Annotated in this window: 12 protein-coding genes and 1 pseudogene; 10 read left to right on the top strand and 3 right to left on the bottom strand. The window is 70.1% G+C overall.

Features of this window, described 5'->3' with window-relative positions; translation table 11 throughout:
• Positions 1-152: 152 nt before the first annotated feature.
• The gene (locus tag ABIC25_RS01100) at positions 153-893 is read left to right on the top strand and encodes an MBL fold metallo-hydrolase (RefSeq protein WP_354559581.1); all 741 of its coding nucleotides are present in this window, start codon (positions 153-155) and stop codon (positions 891-893) included.
• Complete coding sequence (gene hisS / locus ABIC25_RS01095) at positions 890-2155, top strand: histidine--tRNA ligase (RefSeq protein ID WP_004018779.1); 1266 nt, start codon at positions 890-892, stop codon at positions 2153-2155. The genes ABIC25_RS01100 and hisS overlap by 4 nt, the downstream gene beginning before the upstream one ends.
• A gap of 15 nt (positions 2156-2170) precedes the next feature.
• On the opposite strand, the gene ABIC25_RS01090 is transcribed toward hisS, so the two are convergent.
• Positions 2171-2842: a TetR/AcrR family transcriptional regulator gene (locus ABIC25_RS01090; protein WP_004018778.1), complete on the bottom strand. Its 672-nt coding sequence runs from the start codon at positions 2840-2842 to the stop codon at positions 2171-2173.
• Between the two features lie 113 nt (positions 2843-2955).
• Between ABIC25_RS01090 and ABIC25_RS01085 the strand changes: the two genes are divergently transcribed.
• Together ABIC25_RS01085 and ABIC25_RS01080 are read left to right on the top strand one after the other, a co-directional pair.
• Positions 2956-3633 carry a hypothetical protein gene (locus ABIC25_RS01085; RefSeq protein WP_239403939.1) on the top strand — a complete coding sequence of 226 codons (678 nt, stop codon included), beginning with the start codon at positions 2956-2958 and terminating at the stop codon, positions 3631-3633.
• Complete coding sequence (locus ABIC25_RS01080; protein ID WP_354559579.1) at positions 3630-4445, top strand: SDR family oxidoreductase; 816 nt, start codon at positions 3630-3632, stop codon at positions 4443-4445. Before ABIC25_RS01085 ends, ABIC25_RS01080 begins: the two co-directional genes overlap by 4 nt.
• A gap of 16 nt (positions 4446-4461) precedes the next feature.
• Here ABIC25_RS01080 and ABIC25_RS01075 read toward each other — a convergent pair whose 3' ends face one another.
• Both ABIC25_RS01075 and ypfJ read right to left on the bottom strand, forming a co-directional pair.
• Positions 4462-6135, bottom strand: coding sequence for a DUF885 domain-containing protein (locus ABIC25_RS01075; RefSeq protein ID WP_354559578.1), 1674 nt, complete (start codon positions 6133-6135; stop codon positions 4462-4464).
• A gap of 10 nt (positions 6136-6145) precedes the next feature.
• Complete coding sequence (gene ypfJ / locus ABIC25_RS01070) at positions 6146-7009, bottom strand: KPN_02809 family neutral zinc metallopeptidase (RefSeq protein WP_354559576.1); 864 nt, start codon at positions 7007-7009, stop codon at positions 6146-6148.
• A 140-nt stretch (positions 7010-7149) separates the two neighbouring features.
• Here ypfJ and aspS point away from each other — a divergent pair, with 140 nt between their 5' ends.
• The 6 genes and pseudogenes from aspS to ABIC25_RS01040 all read left to right on the top strand — a co-directional run bounded on the left by aspS (position 7150) and on the right by ABIC25_RS01040 (position 18891).
• Entirely contained in the window at positions 7150-8982 is a 1833-nt protein-coding gene (aspS, locus tag ABIC25_RS01065; protein ID WP_239403935.1) for an aspartate--tRNA ligase, read from the top strand.
• Positions 8983-9080: 98 nt separating this feature from the next.
• A pseudogene (locus tag ABIC25_RS01060) lies at positions 9081-12567 on the top strand (transglutaminase family protein).
• Positions 12564-15269, top strand: a complete 2706-nt coding sequence (locus ABIC25_RS01055) for a circularly permuted type 2 ATP-grasp protein (protein ID WP_354559574.1) — start codon at positions 12564-12566, stop codon at positions 15267-15269. Before ABIC25_RS01060 ends, ABIC25_RS01055 begins: the two are co-directional and overlap by 4 nt.
• Positions 15266-16171, top strand: a complete 906-nt coding sequence (locus tag ABIC25_RS01050) for a transglutaminase family protein (RefSeq protein WP_004019012.1) — start codon at positions 15266-15268, stop codon at positions 16169-16171. The genes ABIC25_RS01055 and ABIC25_RS01050 overlap by 4 nt, the downstream gene beginning before the upstream one ends.
• Before the next feature lie 148 nt (positions 16172-16319).
• Positions 16320-17498, top strand: coding sequence for a hypothetical protein (locus ABIC25_RS01045; protein ID WP_033203545.1), 1179 nt, complete (start codon positions 16320-16322; stop codon positions 17496-17498).
• Between the two features lie 7 nt (positions 17499-17505).
• The gene (locus tag ABIC25_RS01040) at positions 17506-18891 is read left to right on the top strand and encodes a replication-associated recombination protein A (RefSeq protein ID WP_004019009.1); all 1386 of its coding nucleotides are present in this window, start codon (positions 17506-17508) and stop codon (positions 18889-18891) included.
• The last annotated feature ends 89 nt before the right edge of the window (positions 18892-18980 follow it).

Below are 18980 nucleotides of genomic sequence, written 5' to 3'. Positions count from 1 at the left end.
TGCCGACATCGTCGTGGATGTCACTTACTCGGGGGCAAGTGTGCCAGTTGTACCTGAGAACAGGGTGCGGCGGGTGGCGAGCCATGCCGCCTACGCAACAATGGACATCGACGTGTGCGCGTCGTCCTGTCCGTGCCGACCCGAGGAGCATCATGCTCATCACCGGATTTCCCGCCGGGATGTTCCAGACGAACTGTTACATCGTCGCCGCCGAGGCGGGATCGGACGCGGTGATCATCGACCCGGGTCAGGACGCGGCGCCCCGGGTGCGCGAATTGCTCGCCGAACACGACCTCACCCCGGTGGCGGTTCTCCTCACCCACGGTCATCTCGACCACACCTGGAACGCGACGGAGCTCTGCGACGAGTACTCCATCCCGGCCTACATCCACCCCGCGGACCGTCCGATGCTCGCCGACCCCGGTCTGGGAATCGGGCGGGCCCTGGGCGCGATGATCGGCGACGAGGTGTTCACCGAGCCGGAGAAGGTGATCGCCTTCGCCGACGGCGAGCCGGTGGAACTGGCCGGGATCTCGTTCTCGGTCGATCTCGCGCCCGGACACACGCAGGGTTCGGTGCTGCTCGGCGTCGAGGTCGACGTCCCGGACGAGGCCCGCGACCAGGCCGGAGCCGACACGCCCGCGGTCGTCGGGGTCTGCTTCGCCGGTGACGTACTCTTTGCCGGGTCGATCGGACGGACGGATCTGCCCGGTGGCAACCATCAGCAGTTGCTCGACTCGATCGCGGCGAAACTGCTGCCGCTGCCCGCGGAGACACTGGTGCTGCCCGGGCACGGACCCCAGACCACGATCGGCCAGGAGAGCGCGAGCAATCCCTTCCTGGCCGGACGCGACAGCGAGAGCACACGACCGAAGGGACGACACGGACTGTGAGCGGAGCATTTCAGGCCCCCCGGGGCATCCCGGACTACTTCCCGCCGAACTCGGCGGACTTCCGGAGGGTCCGGGACACGCTCACCGACGCGGCGCGTCGTGCCGGCTACGGCCACATCGAGTTGCCGGTGTTCGAGGACACCGCACTGTTCGCGCGTGGGGTCGGCGAGTCGACCGATGTGGTGAGCAAGGAGATGTACACCTTCGCCGACCGCGGCGACCGGTCGGTGACGTTGCGTCCGGAGGGCACCGCCGGTGTGGTGCGTGCGGTCATCCAGCACGGACTCGACCGTGGTCAGCTGCCGGTGAAGGTCTGCTACGCCGGGCCGTTCTTCCGATACGAGAAACCGCAGACCGGTCGTTACCGTCAGCTGCAGCAGGTCGGGGTCGAGGCGATCGGCGTCGACGACCCGGCGCTCGACGCCGAGGTCATCGCGATCGCCGACGAGGGTTATCGGCGCCTCGGTCTGACGGGGTTCCGGCTCGAGATCACCTCGCTCGGTGACGACGAGAGCCGTCCGCGGTATCGAGAAGCGTTGCAGGAGTTCTTGTTCGGTCTCGACCTCGACGAGGCGACCCGTATGCGCGCCGAGATCAACCCGCTGCGGGTCCTCGACGACAAGCGTCCCGAGATCAAGGCGGCGACCGCGGGTGCACCGCTGCTCATCGACTACCTGTCCGAGGACGCCAAGGCGCACTTCGATCTCGTGCTCGCGCACCTCGACCGACTCGGGGTGGTCTACGAGATCAATCCGCGCCTCGTCCGCGGGCTGGACTATTACACGAAGACCACGTTCGAATTCGTCCACGACGGGCTCGGTGCGCAGTCGGGCATCGGCGGCGGCGGCCGCTATGACGGACTGATGCGACAGCTCGGCGCCAAGCAGGACCTCTCCGGTATCGGATTCGGGATCGGCGTCGACCGCACCATGCTCGCGCTGGAAGCCGAGGGTGTGGCGGGCACCGAGGCGGCTCGCTGCCAGGTCTTCGGAGTGCCGCTCGGCACGGCGGCAAAGGCCGAACTCGTCGGCGTCGCAGGCGCTTTGCGCGCCGCCGGGATCAGCATCGATCTCGCCTACGGCGATCGTGGCCTCAAGGGCGCGATGAAGGCGGCCGACCGCTCGGGGGCACGCCTGGCTCTGGTGCTCGGCGAGAACGAACTCGCCGAGCGGCAGCTGGAGATCAAGGACCTGAGCAACGGTGAACAGCACCGGGTGGCTCTCGACGAGGTCGTCGCCGAGGTCGGTCGCCTGCTGGGCTGAGCCGCCCGGCCCGGATCACTCCACCCTGCCGGACTCCAGTCGTGCGCGGGCGAGTTCGCTCGCGGCGGTACCCAGCGCGAGCCACAGGGCGCTGATGTCGTCGACGAGATCGGCCCGGGAGACCGGCAGGGTCCCCTCGGCCCACGCGAGGATCGCCTGGGCGCTTCCCCCGATCACGAAGGCGGGGGCGGTCCGCGCCAGCGAGTCGGCCTCGAGTTCGACGTCGTGGATGGTCCGTGCGTGCTCGATCAGCACGGCGGTCAGACCCGTCATCGCCTCGGTGCGCCGTTCATCCGCGGCGGGGGTCCCGGCCGCACCGCCCAGCAGGATCCGCGCCTTGCGTCGGTCGGTGCCCAGGACGCCGACGACCGCGTCGACGGCACCGCGGGCCTGGTCGGCGAGCGGACGGTCGAGGAGGCCGAGGTAGGCGCCGACCGCCGCCTGGACCACCTCGCCGGAGATGTCGTCGATCACCGCATCGGCCAGGGCGTCGAGATCCGGAAAACTCTCGTAGAAGTAGCGCTTGTTGAGTTGCGCGTCGGTGCAGAGACCCGCGACCGTCGCGGCCCGCCACCGACCGTCGGACATCACCGTCGACGCGGCATCGACGAGAGCAGCGCGCCGTCGCGCCGTCCGTCCGGCCGCAGATTCGCCGCCATAGCTGCGGTCGGTGCTGGTCGAACTCACCGGCTCATCCTTCCATCCCTCCACACGGGAGCGGCCATTGACAGCCCGCACTCCATCTGGCACATTCTGGTACCACATTAAGTGGCACGACACAGTGCCAGATGGGAGATGTAATGAGCGCAGAGCTGAACACCGCACGAGATGTCGACGAGGCGAGCCCGACGGAGCTCCAGATGCTGGCCGAACTGCGGAGCCTCGCCGATCACAGCCCCCTCCGGGCGCGCTGCGAGGCATGGGGCTTCCTTCGGCAGCTCGGTGACCGCGACGACCGGGAGGCGCTCTCGACGCTCTTCGGTGCCGGAAGTGACCCGCAAGGCCTCGACGGCAGGCTGGAGGGACTGATCGTGGGCAAGCTGTTCGGGATTCCCGAAGCCGCCCTTGCCAACCCGCTGATGAAGATCGATCCGACGTGGCGGGGCAAGTCCTTCGACCAGCGGTCGGGAACCGGCCTCAACCGGCTGTCGCCGATCGCGGCGCTGGTGATGCCGATCATCACCGCCGGATACCTCGGCCTGCGCCCGGTCGACGGCGAGATGGAGGGATTCCATTTCGAGCACGAGCCGAGCCTCGGACTGATCGAGCCGAAGGTGCGCGTGCGCGCGCTCGACTACGGGGTGCCGAAGTACAAGAATCCGGGAGTCCGCACGTTTCCGATCCGCAAGACGCGCGACGAGATCGTCGAACTCGTCCCCGGCGTGTACCTCGGCCGGGCACTGCTGTTCCGGAGCAGCGGTGAGATCCGCCTGATCGCGTACTTCGCCCTGCGCCACCCGATCGGCAGCCCGCTGTGATCGCACTCCAGGGCGCGCGGGTGTGCGTCACCGGGGGAGCCCGCGGTATCGGTGCCGCCACCGCCGCCGCCCTCGTCGAGCGCGGCGCGACCGTGTGGATCGGCGACCGCGACCTCGACGCCGCGACCGCCACGGCCGAGCGACTCGGGCGCCGGGCCCACGCGGTGCACGTCGACGTCACCGACGCCGACTCGTTCGCCGCCTTCGTCGACGCCGCGAAGTCGACGGGACCGATCGACATGCTCGTCAACAACGCCGGGATCCAGCACATGGGGCGACTGGTCGACCAGGATCTCGCCGGACTGCACCGTGAGTTGGCGATCAATCTCGGAGCGGTCGTCACCGGCACGCACCTGGTGCTACCCGGGATGATCGAGCGCGGGCGCGGCCACATCGTCAACGTGTCGTCGATGGCGGGCAAGGTCACCACGCCGGGGATCGCGACCTACTGCGCGTCGAAGTTCGGCGTGGTCGCCTTCTCGAAGGCGATACGCGCCGAACTCACCGGGACCGGCGTCACGATGACGACCGTCCTGCCCGCGGCCACCCACACCGATCTGACCGCTGGCGTTCGCCTGCGGTTGCAGCCGACCCTCGAACCGGCCGACGTGGCAGCCGCGATCGTCGCCAGTGTCGAGCACGGGCGCGGGGAGGTCACCGTCCCGCGTTACCTCGCGCCGATCGGCATCCTCGAGGACCTCATCCCGTCGCCGATCATGTGGCGCCTCAAGCGGTTCGTCGGGGGCGCGGACTACGGCGCGTTCGACGAGGGGCAGCGGCAGGCGTACCTGGACCGCAGTCGGGCGTCCTGAACGGTGCCGGGCCGCCTCAGCTCGCGGGCCGGCCGGCGACCTCGGCCGCGAGCACATCCAGCGAGACACCGCCGAGAGCCAGTGCGCGCGAATGGAAGTCCTTGAGGGTCCACTCCGGGTGCAGGCGGAGTGCGGCCGTGCGGGTCTGTTCCCAGACGCGCTGGCCGAGGGCGTAGGAGGGGGCTTGACCGGGCCAGCCCAGATAGCGGTCGAGTTCGAAGCGCAACACCGAGTGATCCATCGCGACCGACGAGGTCAGGAACGCCCACGCCTTGTCGGCATCCCAGATGCCCCCACCGAGCGACTCCGGCGCGGGCAGTCGGCAGTGCACCCCGATGTCGACGACGACCCGCGCTGCCCGCAGCCGCTGCGAGTCGAGCATCCCCATTCGGTCGCCGGGATCCTCGAGCCAGCCGAGTTCGTCCATGAGGCGCTCGGCGTAGAGGGCCCATCCCTCGCCATGACCGGAGGTGAACGAGGCGAGTTTGCGCCAGGAGTTGAGGTCGGGGTCGACGATCGCCGAGCCGAGCTGGAGGTGGTGTCCGGGGACGCCCTCGTGGTAGACGGTCGTCTTCTCCTGCCAGGTGTGGAAGACGGTCTGGTCGTCGGGCACCGCCCACCACATGCGGCCGGGCCGGGACAGATCCGCGCTGGGCTGGGTGTAGTAGATGATGCCGGTCGACGAGGGGGCCAGCCGGCACTCGAGCCGGGACAACCGGGCCGGGAGGTCGAAGTGGATTCCCGACAGGCCGGTGACCGCCGCGTCGGAGGTCGCCTGCATCCAGTCGACGAACTCGGCGCGATCGTGGATCCGATACTGCGGCTGGCGGTCCAGCCAGGCGAGGGTCGCGCCGATGCCCTGTCCGGGGAGCAGTCCCTCGGCGATCTCCTGCTGTTCGGCGATGATCTGCTGCAGGCGGGTCATCGCCCAGGCGTACGCATCGTCGGGATCGGCGTCGGCGCCCAGATATGCGGGAAGGTGCAGCAGATACCGGTCGCGGCCGACGGCGTCGTCGTCGAGGGCGTGATCGAGAACCTCGGTGCGCAGGTAGTGGGCGAACGTCCCGAACGAGGTGCGTGCGGCGTCGAGCGCGGTTGCGAGCGTGCCGGCCAGCGCCGTGTCCGCAGCGATCGGCCCGGTGGCGCCGCCGATGGCGTCGGCCGCCGAATCCGCCTGGCGGGCGACGGCTTCCACCTGCCGGCGTGCCGGCGGTGGGCCGTGCCGAAGGCGATGGGCCAGACCGTCGACGACGCCGGTCAGCGAGGCCGGGATGGCGGTGAGCCGGGACAGGAAGATCTCGCGCTGTTCACGGGTGTCGGTGGGCATGAGGTCGAAGACGTCGCGCAGTGCCTGCAGCGGGGACGCGATGACGTTGCATTCGCCGATGTGCTCGCCGGCGTCGGCGAGCGCGAGCTCACGACGCAGTGAGGCGCTCATGGTGGCGACGGTGACGCGGTCGATCGGATCGGTGATGTCGGCGTCGGCCAGCGCGGACAGCGTTCCGGCGGCGACCTCGGCGCGTTCGGCGCACCCCTGCGCGGAGAAGTCGGTCATCCGGTCGTCGTGCTCGCCGTGGCCGATCTCGGTGGCGAAGAGCGGATTCAGCGTGCACAGCCGGTCGAGGTGCGCCTCGGCGATCGCGTCGACGGTGGTGGGCCGACGCGCGCCGACGGTGTCGGTGGGGTTCACAGGCCGGGGTTCACAGGTCGTCGGTGGCGAAGGTGTCGCAGCGATCCGGGTCGCCGCCCTGGTAGCCGACGGAGAACCAGCGCGTGCGCTGCGCGGCCGAACCGTGGGTCCACCCCTCGGGATTGGACCCCGGACCCTGGATGGTGTCGTCGCCGATGGCCTTCGCGGTCTGGATCACGCCGGCGATCTGTTCCTCGGTGATCGGTGCGAGCAGTGCGTCGGGGCCGTCGTCGGCGTGGTGGGCCCACACCCCGGCGAGGCAGTCGGCCTGCAGCTCGACCCGGACCGAACCCGATCGCGGCCCCTGCGAACCCATCCGCTGCCCCTTCGCCAGGGCGCCGGTGAGGTTCTGGACGTGATGCCCGTACTCGTGGGCCACCACGTACTCCTGCGCGAGGGGCCCGTCGCTGCCGCCCATGCGGCGGAGTTGGGCGAAGAACGTCGGGTCGAAGTACGCCGTCGAATCGGCGGGGCAGTAGAACGGGCCCGTCGCCGAACTGGCCGGGCCGCACCCGGTGTTCACCGCGTCGGCGAAGATGACCGTCTGCGGTGCCTCGTACTCGGGCCAGAGGTCCGACCACACCGAGTCGACGCTCACGGTGGTCGCCTTGATCCGGCAGATCGTGTTCTCGTTGGCCATCTCGTAGGTGCACGAGTCCAGTTGCTGCTGGATCTGCGCCGCGTCGGACGACGTCCCGGGCGCCGGACCGCCGGAGCCGAGCAGGTCGCCGGGATTCACGCCGAAGAACAGCGCGACGATCGTGATGAGGAGCCCGGCGCCACCGCCCAGCGCGATCCGGCCGCCACGGCCACCGCCCCCGCCGCCGCCGGAGACGTTGCCGGTGTCGATCGATCCGCTGCCTTGGAAGGTCACGCGGCCATTCTGGCACGATCGGCACCCGCCCTCGGCGCAGTCGCGGAGGTATGCGATTGACGCCCCGGGTCGTGGATACGGCACCATGGACACCTGGTCTGCGTTTCTGCCGACCGATTTCGACGTTGGAAGGATTCTCAGTGCTCCGCACGCATTCCGCAGGTTCGCTGCGCCGCGCCGACGCGTCGCAGACCGTCACCGTCGCCGGGTGGGTCGCACGCCGTCGCGACCACGGTGGCGTGGTCTTCATCGACCTGCGTGACGCCACCGGACTCGTCCAGGTGGTCTTCCGCGACGAGTCTGTCGCTTCGGCCGCCCACCGTCTGCGCGCCGAATACTGCGTCGCGGTGACCGGTGTCGTCGAGGTACGACCCGAGGGCAGCGAGAACCCCAACCTGAGTTCCGGCGAGATCGAGATCAACGCCGTCGGACTCGAGGTCCTCAACGAGTCGGCACCGCTGCCGTTCCAGCTCGACGAGTCGCCGGGTGAGGAGGCGCGGTTGCGCCACCGCTACCTCGACCTCCGCCGCGAGGGCCCGAGTGCTGCCCTGCGTCTGCGCTCGAAGGCGAATGCGGCCGCGCGTGGGGTGCTCGCCGCGCATGACTTCACCGAGATCGAGACCCCCACGCTGACCCGGTCCACCCCGGAGGGTGCGCGTGACTTCCTGGTGCCCGCGCGCCTGCAGCCGGGTACGTTCTACGCACTGCCGCAGAGCCCGCAGCTGTTCAAGCAGTTGCTGATGGTGGCAGGTATGGAGCGCTACTACCAGATCGCACGCTGTTACCGCGACGAGGACTTCCGGGCCGACCGGCAGCCCGAGTTCACCCAGCTCGACATCGAGATGAGCTTCGTCGACCAGGACGACGTCATCGCGGTCGCCGAAGAGGTCCTGACCGCCCTGTGGAAGCTCATCGGTGTCGACATCTCGACCCCGATCCCGCGGATGACCTACGCCGACGCGATGCGCCGATTCGGTTCGGACAAGCCGGATCTGCGCTTCGGCATCGAACTCGTGGAGTGTGCCGAGTACTTCACGAACACCCCGTTCCGCGTGTTCCAGGCGCCGTACGTCGGCGCCGTGGTCATGCCCGGCGGCGCGTCGCAGCCGCGTCGTCAGCTCGACGCCTGGCAGGAATGGGCCAAGCAGCGCGGCGCCAAGGGCCTCGCGTACGTCCTGATCGCCGAAGACGGCACGCTGTCGGGTCCGGTCGCCAAGAACCTGTCCGACGACGAGCGCGCCGGTCTGGCCGCCCACGTCGGTGCGCAGCCCGGTGACTGTGTGTTCTTCGGGGCAGGAGAGGTGAAGTCGACCCGCGCGCTCCTCGGCGCGGCGCGCGGCGAGATCGCCTCGAAGCTCGGTCTCATCAAGGACGGCGACTGGGCGTTCACCTGGGTCGTCGACGCGCCGATGTTCGAGCCGGCCGCCGAGGCGACCGCGTCCGGTGATGTCGCACTGGGACATTCGGCCTGGACCGCGGTGCACCACGCATTCACCTCGCCGAAGCCGGAGTCGGTCGACGCCCTCGAGTCCGATCCCGGTTCGGCGCTGGCCTACGCCTACGACATCGTGTGCAACGGCAACGAGATCGGCGGCGGATCGATCCGTATCCATCGACGGGACGTGCAGGAGCGCGTCTTCGAGATCATGGGCATCGGCCACGACGAGGCCCAGGAGAAGTTCGGCTTCCTGCTCGACGCCTTCGCCTACGGCGCACCGCCCCACGGCGGCATCGCCTTCGGCTGGGACCGCATCACCGCACTGCTCGCCGGTGAATCGTCCATCCGCGAGGTGATCGCCTTCCCGAAGTCGGGCGGCGGCGTCGACCCGCTGACCGACGCGCCCGCGGCGATCACCGCGCAGCAGCGCAAGGAATCGGGGATCGACGCCAAGCCCGCACCGCGGGGCGGCGATCAGAAGGACGCCGATCAGAAGGACGCCGGGCAGAAGGACGCCGGGAGCACCTCGGTCTGACCCGAAATGCGGTGGCCGGACGTGAGTTCGGCCACCGCCATCCGACGGTGGTGCTCGCCACCCGGCGCCCGCCGGTCATCTGTGATGAGATTCCCAGCATGACGATCAAGGTCGCACTCGAGCACCGGACGGTGTACTCGTTCGATCGGCCGGCCAAGATCTACCCCCACGTCGTCCGCCTGCGTCCGGCGCCGCACTCGCGCACGCCCATCGAGGCCTACTCGCTCACCGTCGAACCCGGTGCGCATTTCCTGAACTGGCAGCAGGACGCGTTCAGCAATTACCTGGCGCGCCTGGTGTTCCCGGAACCCTCGACCTCCCTCGGGATCACCGTGAGTCTCGTCGCGGATCTCACCGCGATCAACCCGTTCGACTTCTTCATCGAGGAGTGGGCCGAGTTCTACGGGTTCGACTATCCCGCCGAACTGCGCCGCGACCTGGAGATCTTCCTCCGTCCCGCCGGCGTCACCGAGGGTGAATTCGCGGGCGCGCCAGTACATCCGGAGATCGCGAGGTTCGCGGCGAAGCACCGGCCGGCGGGCCGGACGCGGGTCATCGACTTTCTCGTAGGTCTCAATGCCGCGGTCCGCGACGCCGTCGGCTACACCGTTCGGCTCGAGGCGGGCGTGCAGTCGCCCGAGTACACGCTCTCCAGCGCCATCGGATCCTGCCGCGACTCGGCCTGGCTGTTGGTCGCACTCCTGCGCGAGCTCGGGTTCGCGGCGCGTTTCGTCTCCGGCTACCTCGTCCAGCTGACCTCCGACGTCAAGGCCCTCGACGGACCGTCGGGTCCCGACGCCGACTTCACCGACCTGCACGCGTGGACCGAGGTGTACCTACCCGGTGCCGGCTGGGTGGGCCTGGACCCGACGTCGGGCCTGTTCGCCGGCGAGGGACACATCCCGCTGGCGGCCACCCCGCATCCGGTCGGTGCCGCGCCGATCACCGGTTCGACCGGTCCGTGCCACGCGACGCTCGACTTCACCAACACGGTGACCCGCTTCCACGAGGACCCGCGGGTCACGCTGCCCTACACCGCGGAACAGTGGAACCGGGTGACCGATCTCGGCGCGCTGGTCGACGAGCGGATGGATCGCAACGACGTGCGCCTGACGATGGGCGGCGAGCCGACGTTCGTGTCCATCGACAACCAGACGGACCCGGAGTGGCGGACGGCCGCGGACGGTCCCCACAAACGGCTGCTGGCCGGGCGGCTTGCCGGTCGACTGCAGAAGGCTTACGCGCCCGATGGCCTGATCCGGCGCAGCCAGGGCAAGTGGTACCCCGGCGAACCGCTCCCGCGCTGGCAGCTCGAACTCCTGTGGCGCAGTGACGGTCTGCCGATCTGGCGGGACCCGGGTCTGCTCGCCGACCCGTGGGCGACGCCGGAGCAGTGCGCGGCCGCCATCGAGACCGAGACCCACGGTCCGGATCCGGAGATCACCGGCGATGCCGGCCCGGCGCGGGAACTGCTCACCGCGTTCGCGGCGGCGCTCGGTCTTCCGGCCGGGCAGGTGATGCCGGCCTACGAGGATCCGCTGGTGCGGATGCGTGAACTCGCCGCGATGCCCCCCGGTGATCCCGGTACCGACCCCACCCTCCCCGCCGCGCGCGCCTTCGCGCAGGCCGACATCATCGTCGACGCGGACTCGACGGACGGCGAGGACGACCAGAGCCTCGCGCCGGCAACGGATTCCGTCGCCCGCAGGCGGGCGCTGATCGCCCGGCTCGACGCCGCGGTCACCGAGCCGTGTGCGCACCTGGTGCCGTTGAGTCGATCGGAGGATCGGACCGCGTGGCAGAGCGCGGTGTTGGACGACCCGGCGGGGGCGCATCGTGCTGACCCCGGGCACCTCACCGGCCGGCCTGCGGCTGCCGCTCAACTCGCTCTCGTGGGGTCCGGCTCCGACGCTCTTCGAAGCCGACCCGTCCGCGCGCCACGAGGACCTGCCGGCCGACCCGTCGACGGCGTTGGGCCACGCCGTCCGCGATGTCGACCCCGTCCAGTTCCTGCCCCGCACCGCCCTGGTCGCCGAGGTGCGTGGTGGCGTCGTCCATGTGTTCATGCCGCCGACCTCGACCCTCGAGGAGTACCTCGCGATCGTCGAACTCGTCGAGGACGCCGCTGCCGCGACGTCGACACCGGTCGTCGTCGAGGGATACGGACCGCCCGCCGACCCGCGCCTGGTGTCGTTGTCGGTCACGCCGGACCCGGGTGTCGTCGAGGTCAACATCCAGCCGACCGGGAGTTTCGCCGAGCAGTCCGAACTGCTCGAGTCGCTGTACGACCATGCGCGACATGTGCGTCTGGGCACCGAGAGTTTCGACCTGGACGGCAGCCACGGCGGGACCGGCGGTGGTAACCACATCACCCTCGGCGGCGTCACGCCCGCCGACTCACCGATGCTGCGCCGCCCCGATCTGCTGGTGTCGATGCTGACCTACTGGCAGCGGCATCCCGCGCTGTCGTACCTGTTCTCCGGCCGGTTCATCGGCACCACGTCGCAGGCACCCCGCGTCGACGAGGGGCGCGAGTCGGCGCTCTACGAGTTGGAGATCGCCTTCGCCGAGATCGACCGGCTGGCGGTCAAGGACACCGTCGGCGGGCGATTCGACGGGGCGCCACCCAATCCCTGGGTCACCGACCGGGCCCTGCGGCACCTGCTGACCGACATCACCGGCAACACCCACCGGGCCGAGTTCTGCATCGACAAGCTCTACAGCCCCGACTCGGTGCGCGGGCGGCTGGGTCTGCTGGAACTGCGGGCGTTCGAGATGCCGCCGCACCATCGGATGGCGATGGTCCAGTCGCTGCTCGTGCGCAGCCTGGTGTCCTGGTTCTGGGAGAAGCCCTATCGCGCCCGGCTCATCCGCCACGGTGGCGACCTGCACGGCAAACACCTGTTGCCGCACTACGTGATCGCCGACATCGCGCTCGTCGCCGAGGAGCTCCGTGAGGCGGGCTACCCGTTCGAGACCGCGTGGCTGGACCCGTTCACCGAGTTCCGGTTCCCGCGTCTGGGGACCGTGCAGATCCGAGACCAGGAGATCGAGCTGCGCAGTGCCATCGAGCCGTGGAACACGCTGGGGGAGGAGTCGACCGGAACCGGCACCGCTCGTTATGTCGACTCGTCCGTCGAGCGGGTGCAGGTGCGGGTCCTGGGTGGTGAGGACGTTCGATACTTGTTGACATGCAATGGTTTTCCGATCCCGCTGCGGGCCACGGGGCGCACCGGGGAACGCGTCGCCGGGATCCGGTTCCGGGCCTGGCAGCCGCCGAGTTCGCTGCATCCGACGATCACCATCGACACCCCGCTCACCTTCGATCTGATCGACACGGTCAACGGCCGGTCGGTGGGTGGCGCCACCTATCACGTCGTCCATCCCGGCGGACGGGCCTACGACCGTCCGCCGGTCAACGCGGTCGAGGCCGAGTCGCGCCGCAACGGGCGGTTCGAGGCGGCCGGACACACCACCGGCACCGTCGACGTCGGACTGTTGCGCGAGCGAGCGTCCCGGCAGGCCATCGACTTCGGGGTGCCCGGAGTCCTCGACCTCCGGCGGGCACGTACAGTTCTTCGGTGATCTCTTCGCCGGGCGACGCCTCCGCGGTGTTCGACCGCTACCGCGCCGCGGGCCAGACCCTCTTCGACCCGGACCGGCCGGTCGAATCCTACGACGAACTCCTCGAACCCGGTGGGGCGATCCGTCCGGCGTGGGCGGACCTCGCCCGCATCTACCGGTTGCGCGGCACCGACCGGCTCCGGGGCTCCGCGGCGCGCCTGGCGGCCGCGGTGAGCGACGACGGCGTGGTCTACAACGAGTTCGACGGCCACGACACCGTGACCCGCGACTGGGAGGTCGACGCGGTGCCGCTGGTCGTCGACGGAGTCGAGTGGGCCGAACTCGAGAAGGCCGTCACGCAGCGGTCGATGCTGCTGGACCTGCTGTTGCGCGACCTCTACCGCGACCAGAAGACGATCGCCGCCGGACTCGTCGCACCCGAGATGGTCTTCGGACACCCCGGGTACATCCGGAAGGCAGCCCGTCTGGAGGTCGCCGGACCCCATGCGCTGTTCCTGCATGCGGTCGACATCTCACGCACCGCTGACGGCGACTTCGTCGCATACCGCGACCGCACGCAGGCGCCGTCGGGGGTCGGCTACGCGATCGCCGGGCGCCGGCTGATGTCGAAGACCTTCCCGCAGCTGTTCCAGGCGTGCGCGCCCCGGCCGATGGCCAACTTCGCCGGCACCATGCGCCTCGCGCTCACCGAATACGCCCCGCCGGGGGTCGACGATCCGACGGTGGCGGTCCTCAGTCCCGGCAGCATGTCCGAGACCGCCTTCGACCAGGCCTACCTCGCCTCGGTGCTCGGCTTCCCGCTCGTCGAGGGCGCCGATCTCACCGTCCGCGACGGTGCGGTGTACATGCGGTCGCTCGGTCGGTACAAGCGTGTGGACGTGTTGCTGCGGCGGATCGACGCCGCCTACGCCGACCCGCTGGACCTGCGAACGGACTCCCAGCTCGGTGTCGCCGGTCTGGTCGAGGCGATCTCGCGCGGCACGGTGACGGTCCTCAACACGCTCGGTTCGGGAGTGCTGGAGAACCCGGCTCTGCACACCGTGCTGGAGCGGCTGGCGCCGGTCCTGCTCGACGAGGAGCTGAAACTGGGTTCGGTCACCACCTACTGGGCGGGAGATCCGCTGCAGCGCAGCCTGATCCGCGATCGATTGGCGTCCCTCGTGCTGACCGACACGTGCACGGGAGAGGAAGTCATCGGCCCGCTGCTCGCCGCGTCCGAGCGCGCCGACCTCGCCGCCCGGATCGAGGCGCAGACCTGGCAGTGGGTCGCGCGCGAACTCGAGGCGTTCTCGGTGGCCCCCACGGTCACCCCCGGCAGCGCTCCGGGCGGGTCGCAGGCGCCGCTTCGTGCGGCGCCGGTGTCGGTGCGCGCCTTCAGCGTGGCGCAGGGTCCCGGTTACGCGGTGATGCCCGGCGGGCTGGGGGCGGTCCTCGCCGACGGGGTGGAGGGCGCCGCCCACCACGTGATCGCCGCCAAGGACGTCTGGGTCACCAGCACCGAGGTGGGCGGGCACGTCTCGCGCCGTCCGGAGACCCGCACCGAGCCGGCCGCCGAGGTCGTCGCAGGCGCTGCGGCGGGCCGTCCGGTGACGCGCGAGTACTCCGACGTCGCGGCCGCGGCCAGCCCACGAGTGCTGGCGGACCTGTTCTGGCTCGGCCGCTACGGCGAGCGGACCGAGCTCGTGACCCGACTGGCGAAGGTCTCCCGCGAGCGCTATCAAGACTTCCAGTATCGGCCGTGGATGTCCGGCACGCCGGCGGTACCGCGGCTGCTGCATGCCGTCGCCACGGTGACCGGCACCGCGCGTTACCTCGACACCGCCGGGCTGCTGATGTCGGGGTCGGACCGGCCGCCGTCGCCCGAGCAGGTGAACGAGGCGATCGAGAAGATCGCCGACCTCACCGTGTCGCGGTCGGTGCCCGGGACCATCGCGTATTCGATCGACCGGCTCATCAGTACGGCCCGGGCGGTCCGGGACCAGATGTCGACGAGCACCTGGATGGTGCTCGCCCCGGTCGAACGCGTCATGGCGAGCACGACGAGGCTGGTCGTCCGGTCGCGGGCCGAGGCGGGCGCAGGCGACGCCGCGCTCGACCTCGGCCCCGACCTGGCCCGCGCGCACGACGAGATCCTGCACGGTGTGCTGGCCCTCACCGGACTACAGGCCGAGTCGATGGTGCACGACCCGGGCTGGATGTTCATGGATGTCGGCCGGCGCATCGAGCGGGCGGTGACCCTCGCCGACCTCACGCTCGCGATGTTCGCCGACGCGCAGGACACCGACGTCGAGCAGGCGCTGCTGGAGTCGTACCTGGTGGCCAACGAGTCGTCCATCATCTACCGGCGCCGCAACCGCGGTCTGTACCAGCCGGCCGGCGTCGCCGAGCTGCTGCTGTTCGACCCGACCAATCCGAGGTCGATGATCTTCTCACTGGAGCGGTTGAACTCAGCCCTGTCCTCGGTGCCGGAGACCCTGCGGTCGGCCGGGGCCGAACGCGCCGTCCAGGACATGATCGCCGAGCTCCGGCGAAGCGACCCCGTGGATCTCGTGCACGTCGACACCGAGCGGCGCCGTCCCGAACTCGTCGAACTGATGACGACGCTGCGCACCGGTGCGCGCGAACTCTCCGACCTGCTGACCCGGACCCGCTTCGCCACCCCCCGTCAGGCGCGACCGATCTGGGCCGGTGGGGAGTCGTGAGTTCGCGCACCTACCGCGTCATGCACCGGACCACCTACACCTACGACGACGACGTGTCGTCGTCGTACGGGCGGTGCCACCTGACGCCGCGTGACCTGCCCGGGCAGCGCGTGCATTCGACGTCGCTGGAGATCGAACCCGAGCCCGACGACCGGTCGACGGGGCTCGACGTCTATGGCAACCACGACAGCTACTTCCACGTGCGGACGTCGCATCGCGAGCTCACCGTCACCGCGCGGTCCGTCGTCGAGGTGGACCCGGTGGACCCGGGTGTCCTCCTGAGCCCGGCCGCCCGTACCCCGTGGGAGCAGGCACGTCCGGCCGCCGTCGACGGCCGGGAGGGTGCCCTGGCCGCCGAGTTCGTCCTGGATCTGGAGCGGCCGGAGATCACCCCCGCGGTCCACGAGTACGCCGCCGGGGTCTTCACCCCGGGCCGGCCGCTGGTCGAGGCCGTCACCGAACTCACCTCACGGATCTTCGCCGACTTCACCTACCGCTCGGGGTCGACGGCCATCACCACCCGGGTCGACACGGTCCTGCAGCGGCGCGAGGGCGTCTGCCAGGACTTCGCCCGCGTCGCGATCGCCTGCCTGCGGTCGCAGGGCCTCGCGGCGAGGTACGAGTCGGGGTATCTCGCGACCGAGCCGCCGCCCGGCACGGAGAAGGTCTTCGGCGCGGATGCCAGCCACGCGTGGGCTGCGGTCTGGATGCCCGACGGCCGCTGGCTGCCCTTCGACCCGACCAACGACAAGCTGGTCGACGAACGCCACGTCACGGTCGCCTGGGGACGCGACTACGACGACGTGCCGCCGCTGCGCGGGGTCATCTACACCGACTCCACCAAGAGCCGGATCGAGGTGTCGGTGGACGTGAGCCCGGCGGATGGCCCCGCGCCGGGCTGAATCGGACACGGTTCCGCGACCCATGCGGTAACCCGCTGTGCCACACCGTGTTCGGTGCCCGATCTGCTGACGCCCCGATCGCGACGTGGTACAGATGAACGAACAGTGCTGTTGCGACATCGTTGCAACGGGTAGGTTGGTGGGCGACATGACGGTCATTACGGAAAGCCGCATCACCAGCGTGGTGCGGGCGGCAGAGGCGCTGCTGTCACACCGCGCCGGATCAGCAGTGGTCCTCGATGATCCCGAGGACCTCGGCGGCAGCGGGCGCACCACGGTGGTGCGGGTCCGGGTCGCCCAGAACCCTCTCAGCCTGGACCGATCGCTCGTGATCAAGGCCCTTCCCGAGCACGAGGACCCGCAGGCCTTCCACCGGGAGATCGCGTCGTACAAGTACGCGACCGCGCTGCCCAACGAATCGCGTCCGGGGCCGCAACTCATCGCCTCGGATCCCGACCTGCGGATCATGGTGCTCTCCGACCTCGGCCACGGCCGCTCGATGCTCGAGTACCTCGCCGGCGTCGACCCCGTCGAGACCTCCCGTGCGGTCAGCGCCTGGGGTCAGGCCCTCGGCCGGATGCATGCGGCCACGGTCGGTGGCGAAGGAGACTTCCTCGCGCTGCTGCGCCGCGGACCGTCGGGTACGCAGGGGCGCGACATCCTGCGCGACGAGGCGCTGCGGTCGATCGATTCGGTGGTCGGGCACGCTGCCGCGCTCGACGTCGTGGTCCCGGAGCAGGTCGTCGAGTCGTTGCGGAGCGCGGCGACGCTGTTCGACGAGGGCGACCACCGCGCCTTCAGCCCCTCCGACGTCGGACCCGAGAACATCCTGCTCAACGACGACGGTGTCCAGTTCATGGACTACGAGTGGGGCGGATTCCGCGACGCGACCCTCGACATCGCCTACGCGCTCGTCACCATCACCGCCCAGCTGCCGCCCCGGACCTCCGCGCGTGCCACCGACCTCGAGGTGTCGATGGTGGACGCGTGGCGGTCCGAGGTGCACTCGATCTGGCCGGCCCTCGCCCACGAGCGGGAGATGCAGCGCAAGGTGCTGCTCGCCCGCCAGCTCTGGGTGTGGCTGTCGACGGTGTGGATGTTGCCGGGCGATCCGGAGACGACCGACCAGCCAGATGCCGAGTTCGATGTGGCCGACTTCGGTGCCGCCGGCTTCACCCACGACTGGGCCCTGCACACCAACGACCCCCGCGTGATCGTCAGCCGCTGGACCGATCTCGCCGCCGCGGCCGGACGGGCGGGGGACGACGAGACCGCCGTGTTCGCGACCGCGATGGGCGTCGCGCTCCAGCGCATCTGGCTGGCCTGACACGCTCGTGGACGGACTGTTCGACCCACCCGACGATCCTCGGGCAGGTTCTGCCGGGCCCGGCAACGCGGGCGGCCTCACCGCGCCGCCGTCCCCGACCGCGCCGCTCGCGGTCCGGATGCGCCCGCAGAACCTCGACGAGATCGTCGGGCAGCAGCACTTGCTCGGGACCGGCTCGCCGCTGCGGAAGCTGATCAGCGGGTCGGGCGCGGCGTCGGTGTTGCTCTACGGGCCGCCGGGCACCGGCAAGACCACCATGGCCTCGCTCATCGCGCGGGCCACCGGCGGCCGTTTCGAGGCGCTGTCCGCGCTGACCGCAGGGGTGAAAGAGGTGCGGGCGGTCATCGACGTGGCCCGCCGCCGGCTCATCGGCGACGGCAAGAACGGCGGTCAGCAGACGGTCCTGTTCATCGACGAGGTGCACCGATTCTCCAAGACACAGCAGGATGCATTGCTCGACGCGGTGGAGAACCGCATCGTCCTGCTCGTCGCCGCGACGACCGAGAACCCGTCGTTCTCGGTGGTCGCCCCGCTGCTGTCCCGGTCGCTGGTCCTGCAGCTGCGGTCCCTGACCGACGCCGACATCCGCGAGGTGCTGACCCGGGCGGTCGCCGACCCGCGGGGGCTGGACGGCAAGGTCGAGGTCTCCGACGCCGCCTACGACCACCTCGTCGCGGTGTCGGGCGGGGACGCGCGCCGGGCGCTGACCGCCCTCGAGGCGAGCGCCGACTCGACCGAGTCCATCGACCTGGCCGACGTCGAGACCGCCATCGATCGCGCCGCGGTGCGCTACGACCGGGACGGCGACCAGCACTACGACGTGACGAGCGCGTTCATCAAGTCCATCCGTGGTTCGGACGTCGACGCCGCCGTGCACTATCTCGCGCGGATGATCGCGGCGGGGGAGGACCCGCGGTTCATCGCGCGGCGCCTGATGATCCATGCCAGCGAGGACATCGGGATGGCCGACCCGACGGCCCTGCAGACCGCGGTCGCGGCCGCTCAGGTCGTGAACCTGGTCGGGATGCCGGAGGCCAAACTGGCACTCACCCAGGCGACCATCCACCTCGCGACGGCCCCGAAGTCGGCGGGTGTGGTGTCGGCCATCGGCGCGGCTCTCGCCGACGTCGAGTCGGGCAAGGCCGGCGCGGTTCCGGCCCACCTGCGCGACAGCCACTATCCGGGGGCCAAGAAGCTGGGCAACGGCGTCGCCTACCGATATCCGCACGATGATCCCGATGGCGTTGTGGCGCAACAGTATGCGCCCGATGATCTGGTCGGGAGGGACTACTACGTCCCCACCGACCACGGGCTGGAGCGCGAGATCGGTCCGCGAGTGGCGAAGTTGCGGTCGATCGTGCGCGGCGCGGTGTCGCGGCGCCGGTCCCGCTGACGTTCTCGCAGTTGAGAGTCCCTGCGCCGTTCGACGACCCGCCGACGGTAGGCTGGGATGTCGCGACATCAACGGCCGCCACCACCAAC

This window comes from Gordonia sp. PvP123 (assembly GCF_040547295.1).
In the GTDB taxonomy this organism is placed as follows: Bacteria; Actinomycetota; Actinomycetes; order Mycobacteriales; family Mycobacteriaceae; genus Gordonia; species Gordonia terrae.
Note: the sequence above shows the minus strand (reverse complement) of the source record. Positions and strands in the feature narration are given on the sequence as shown.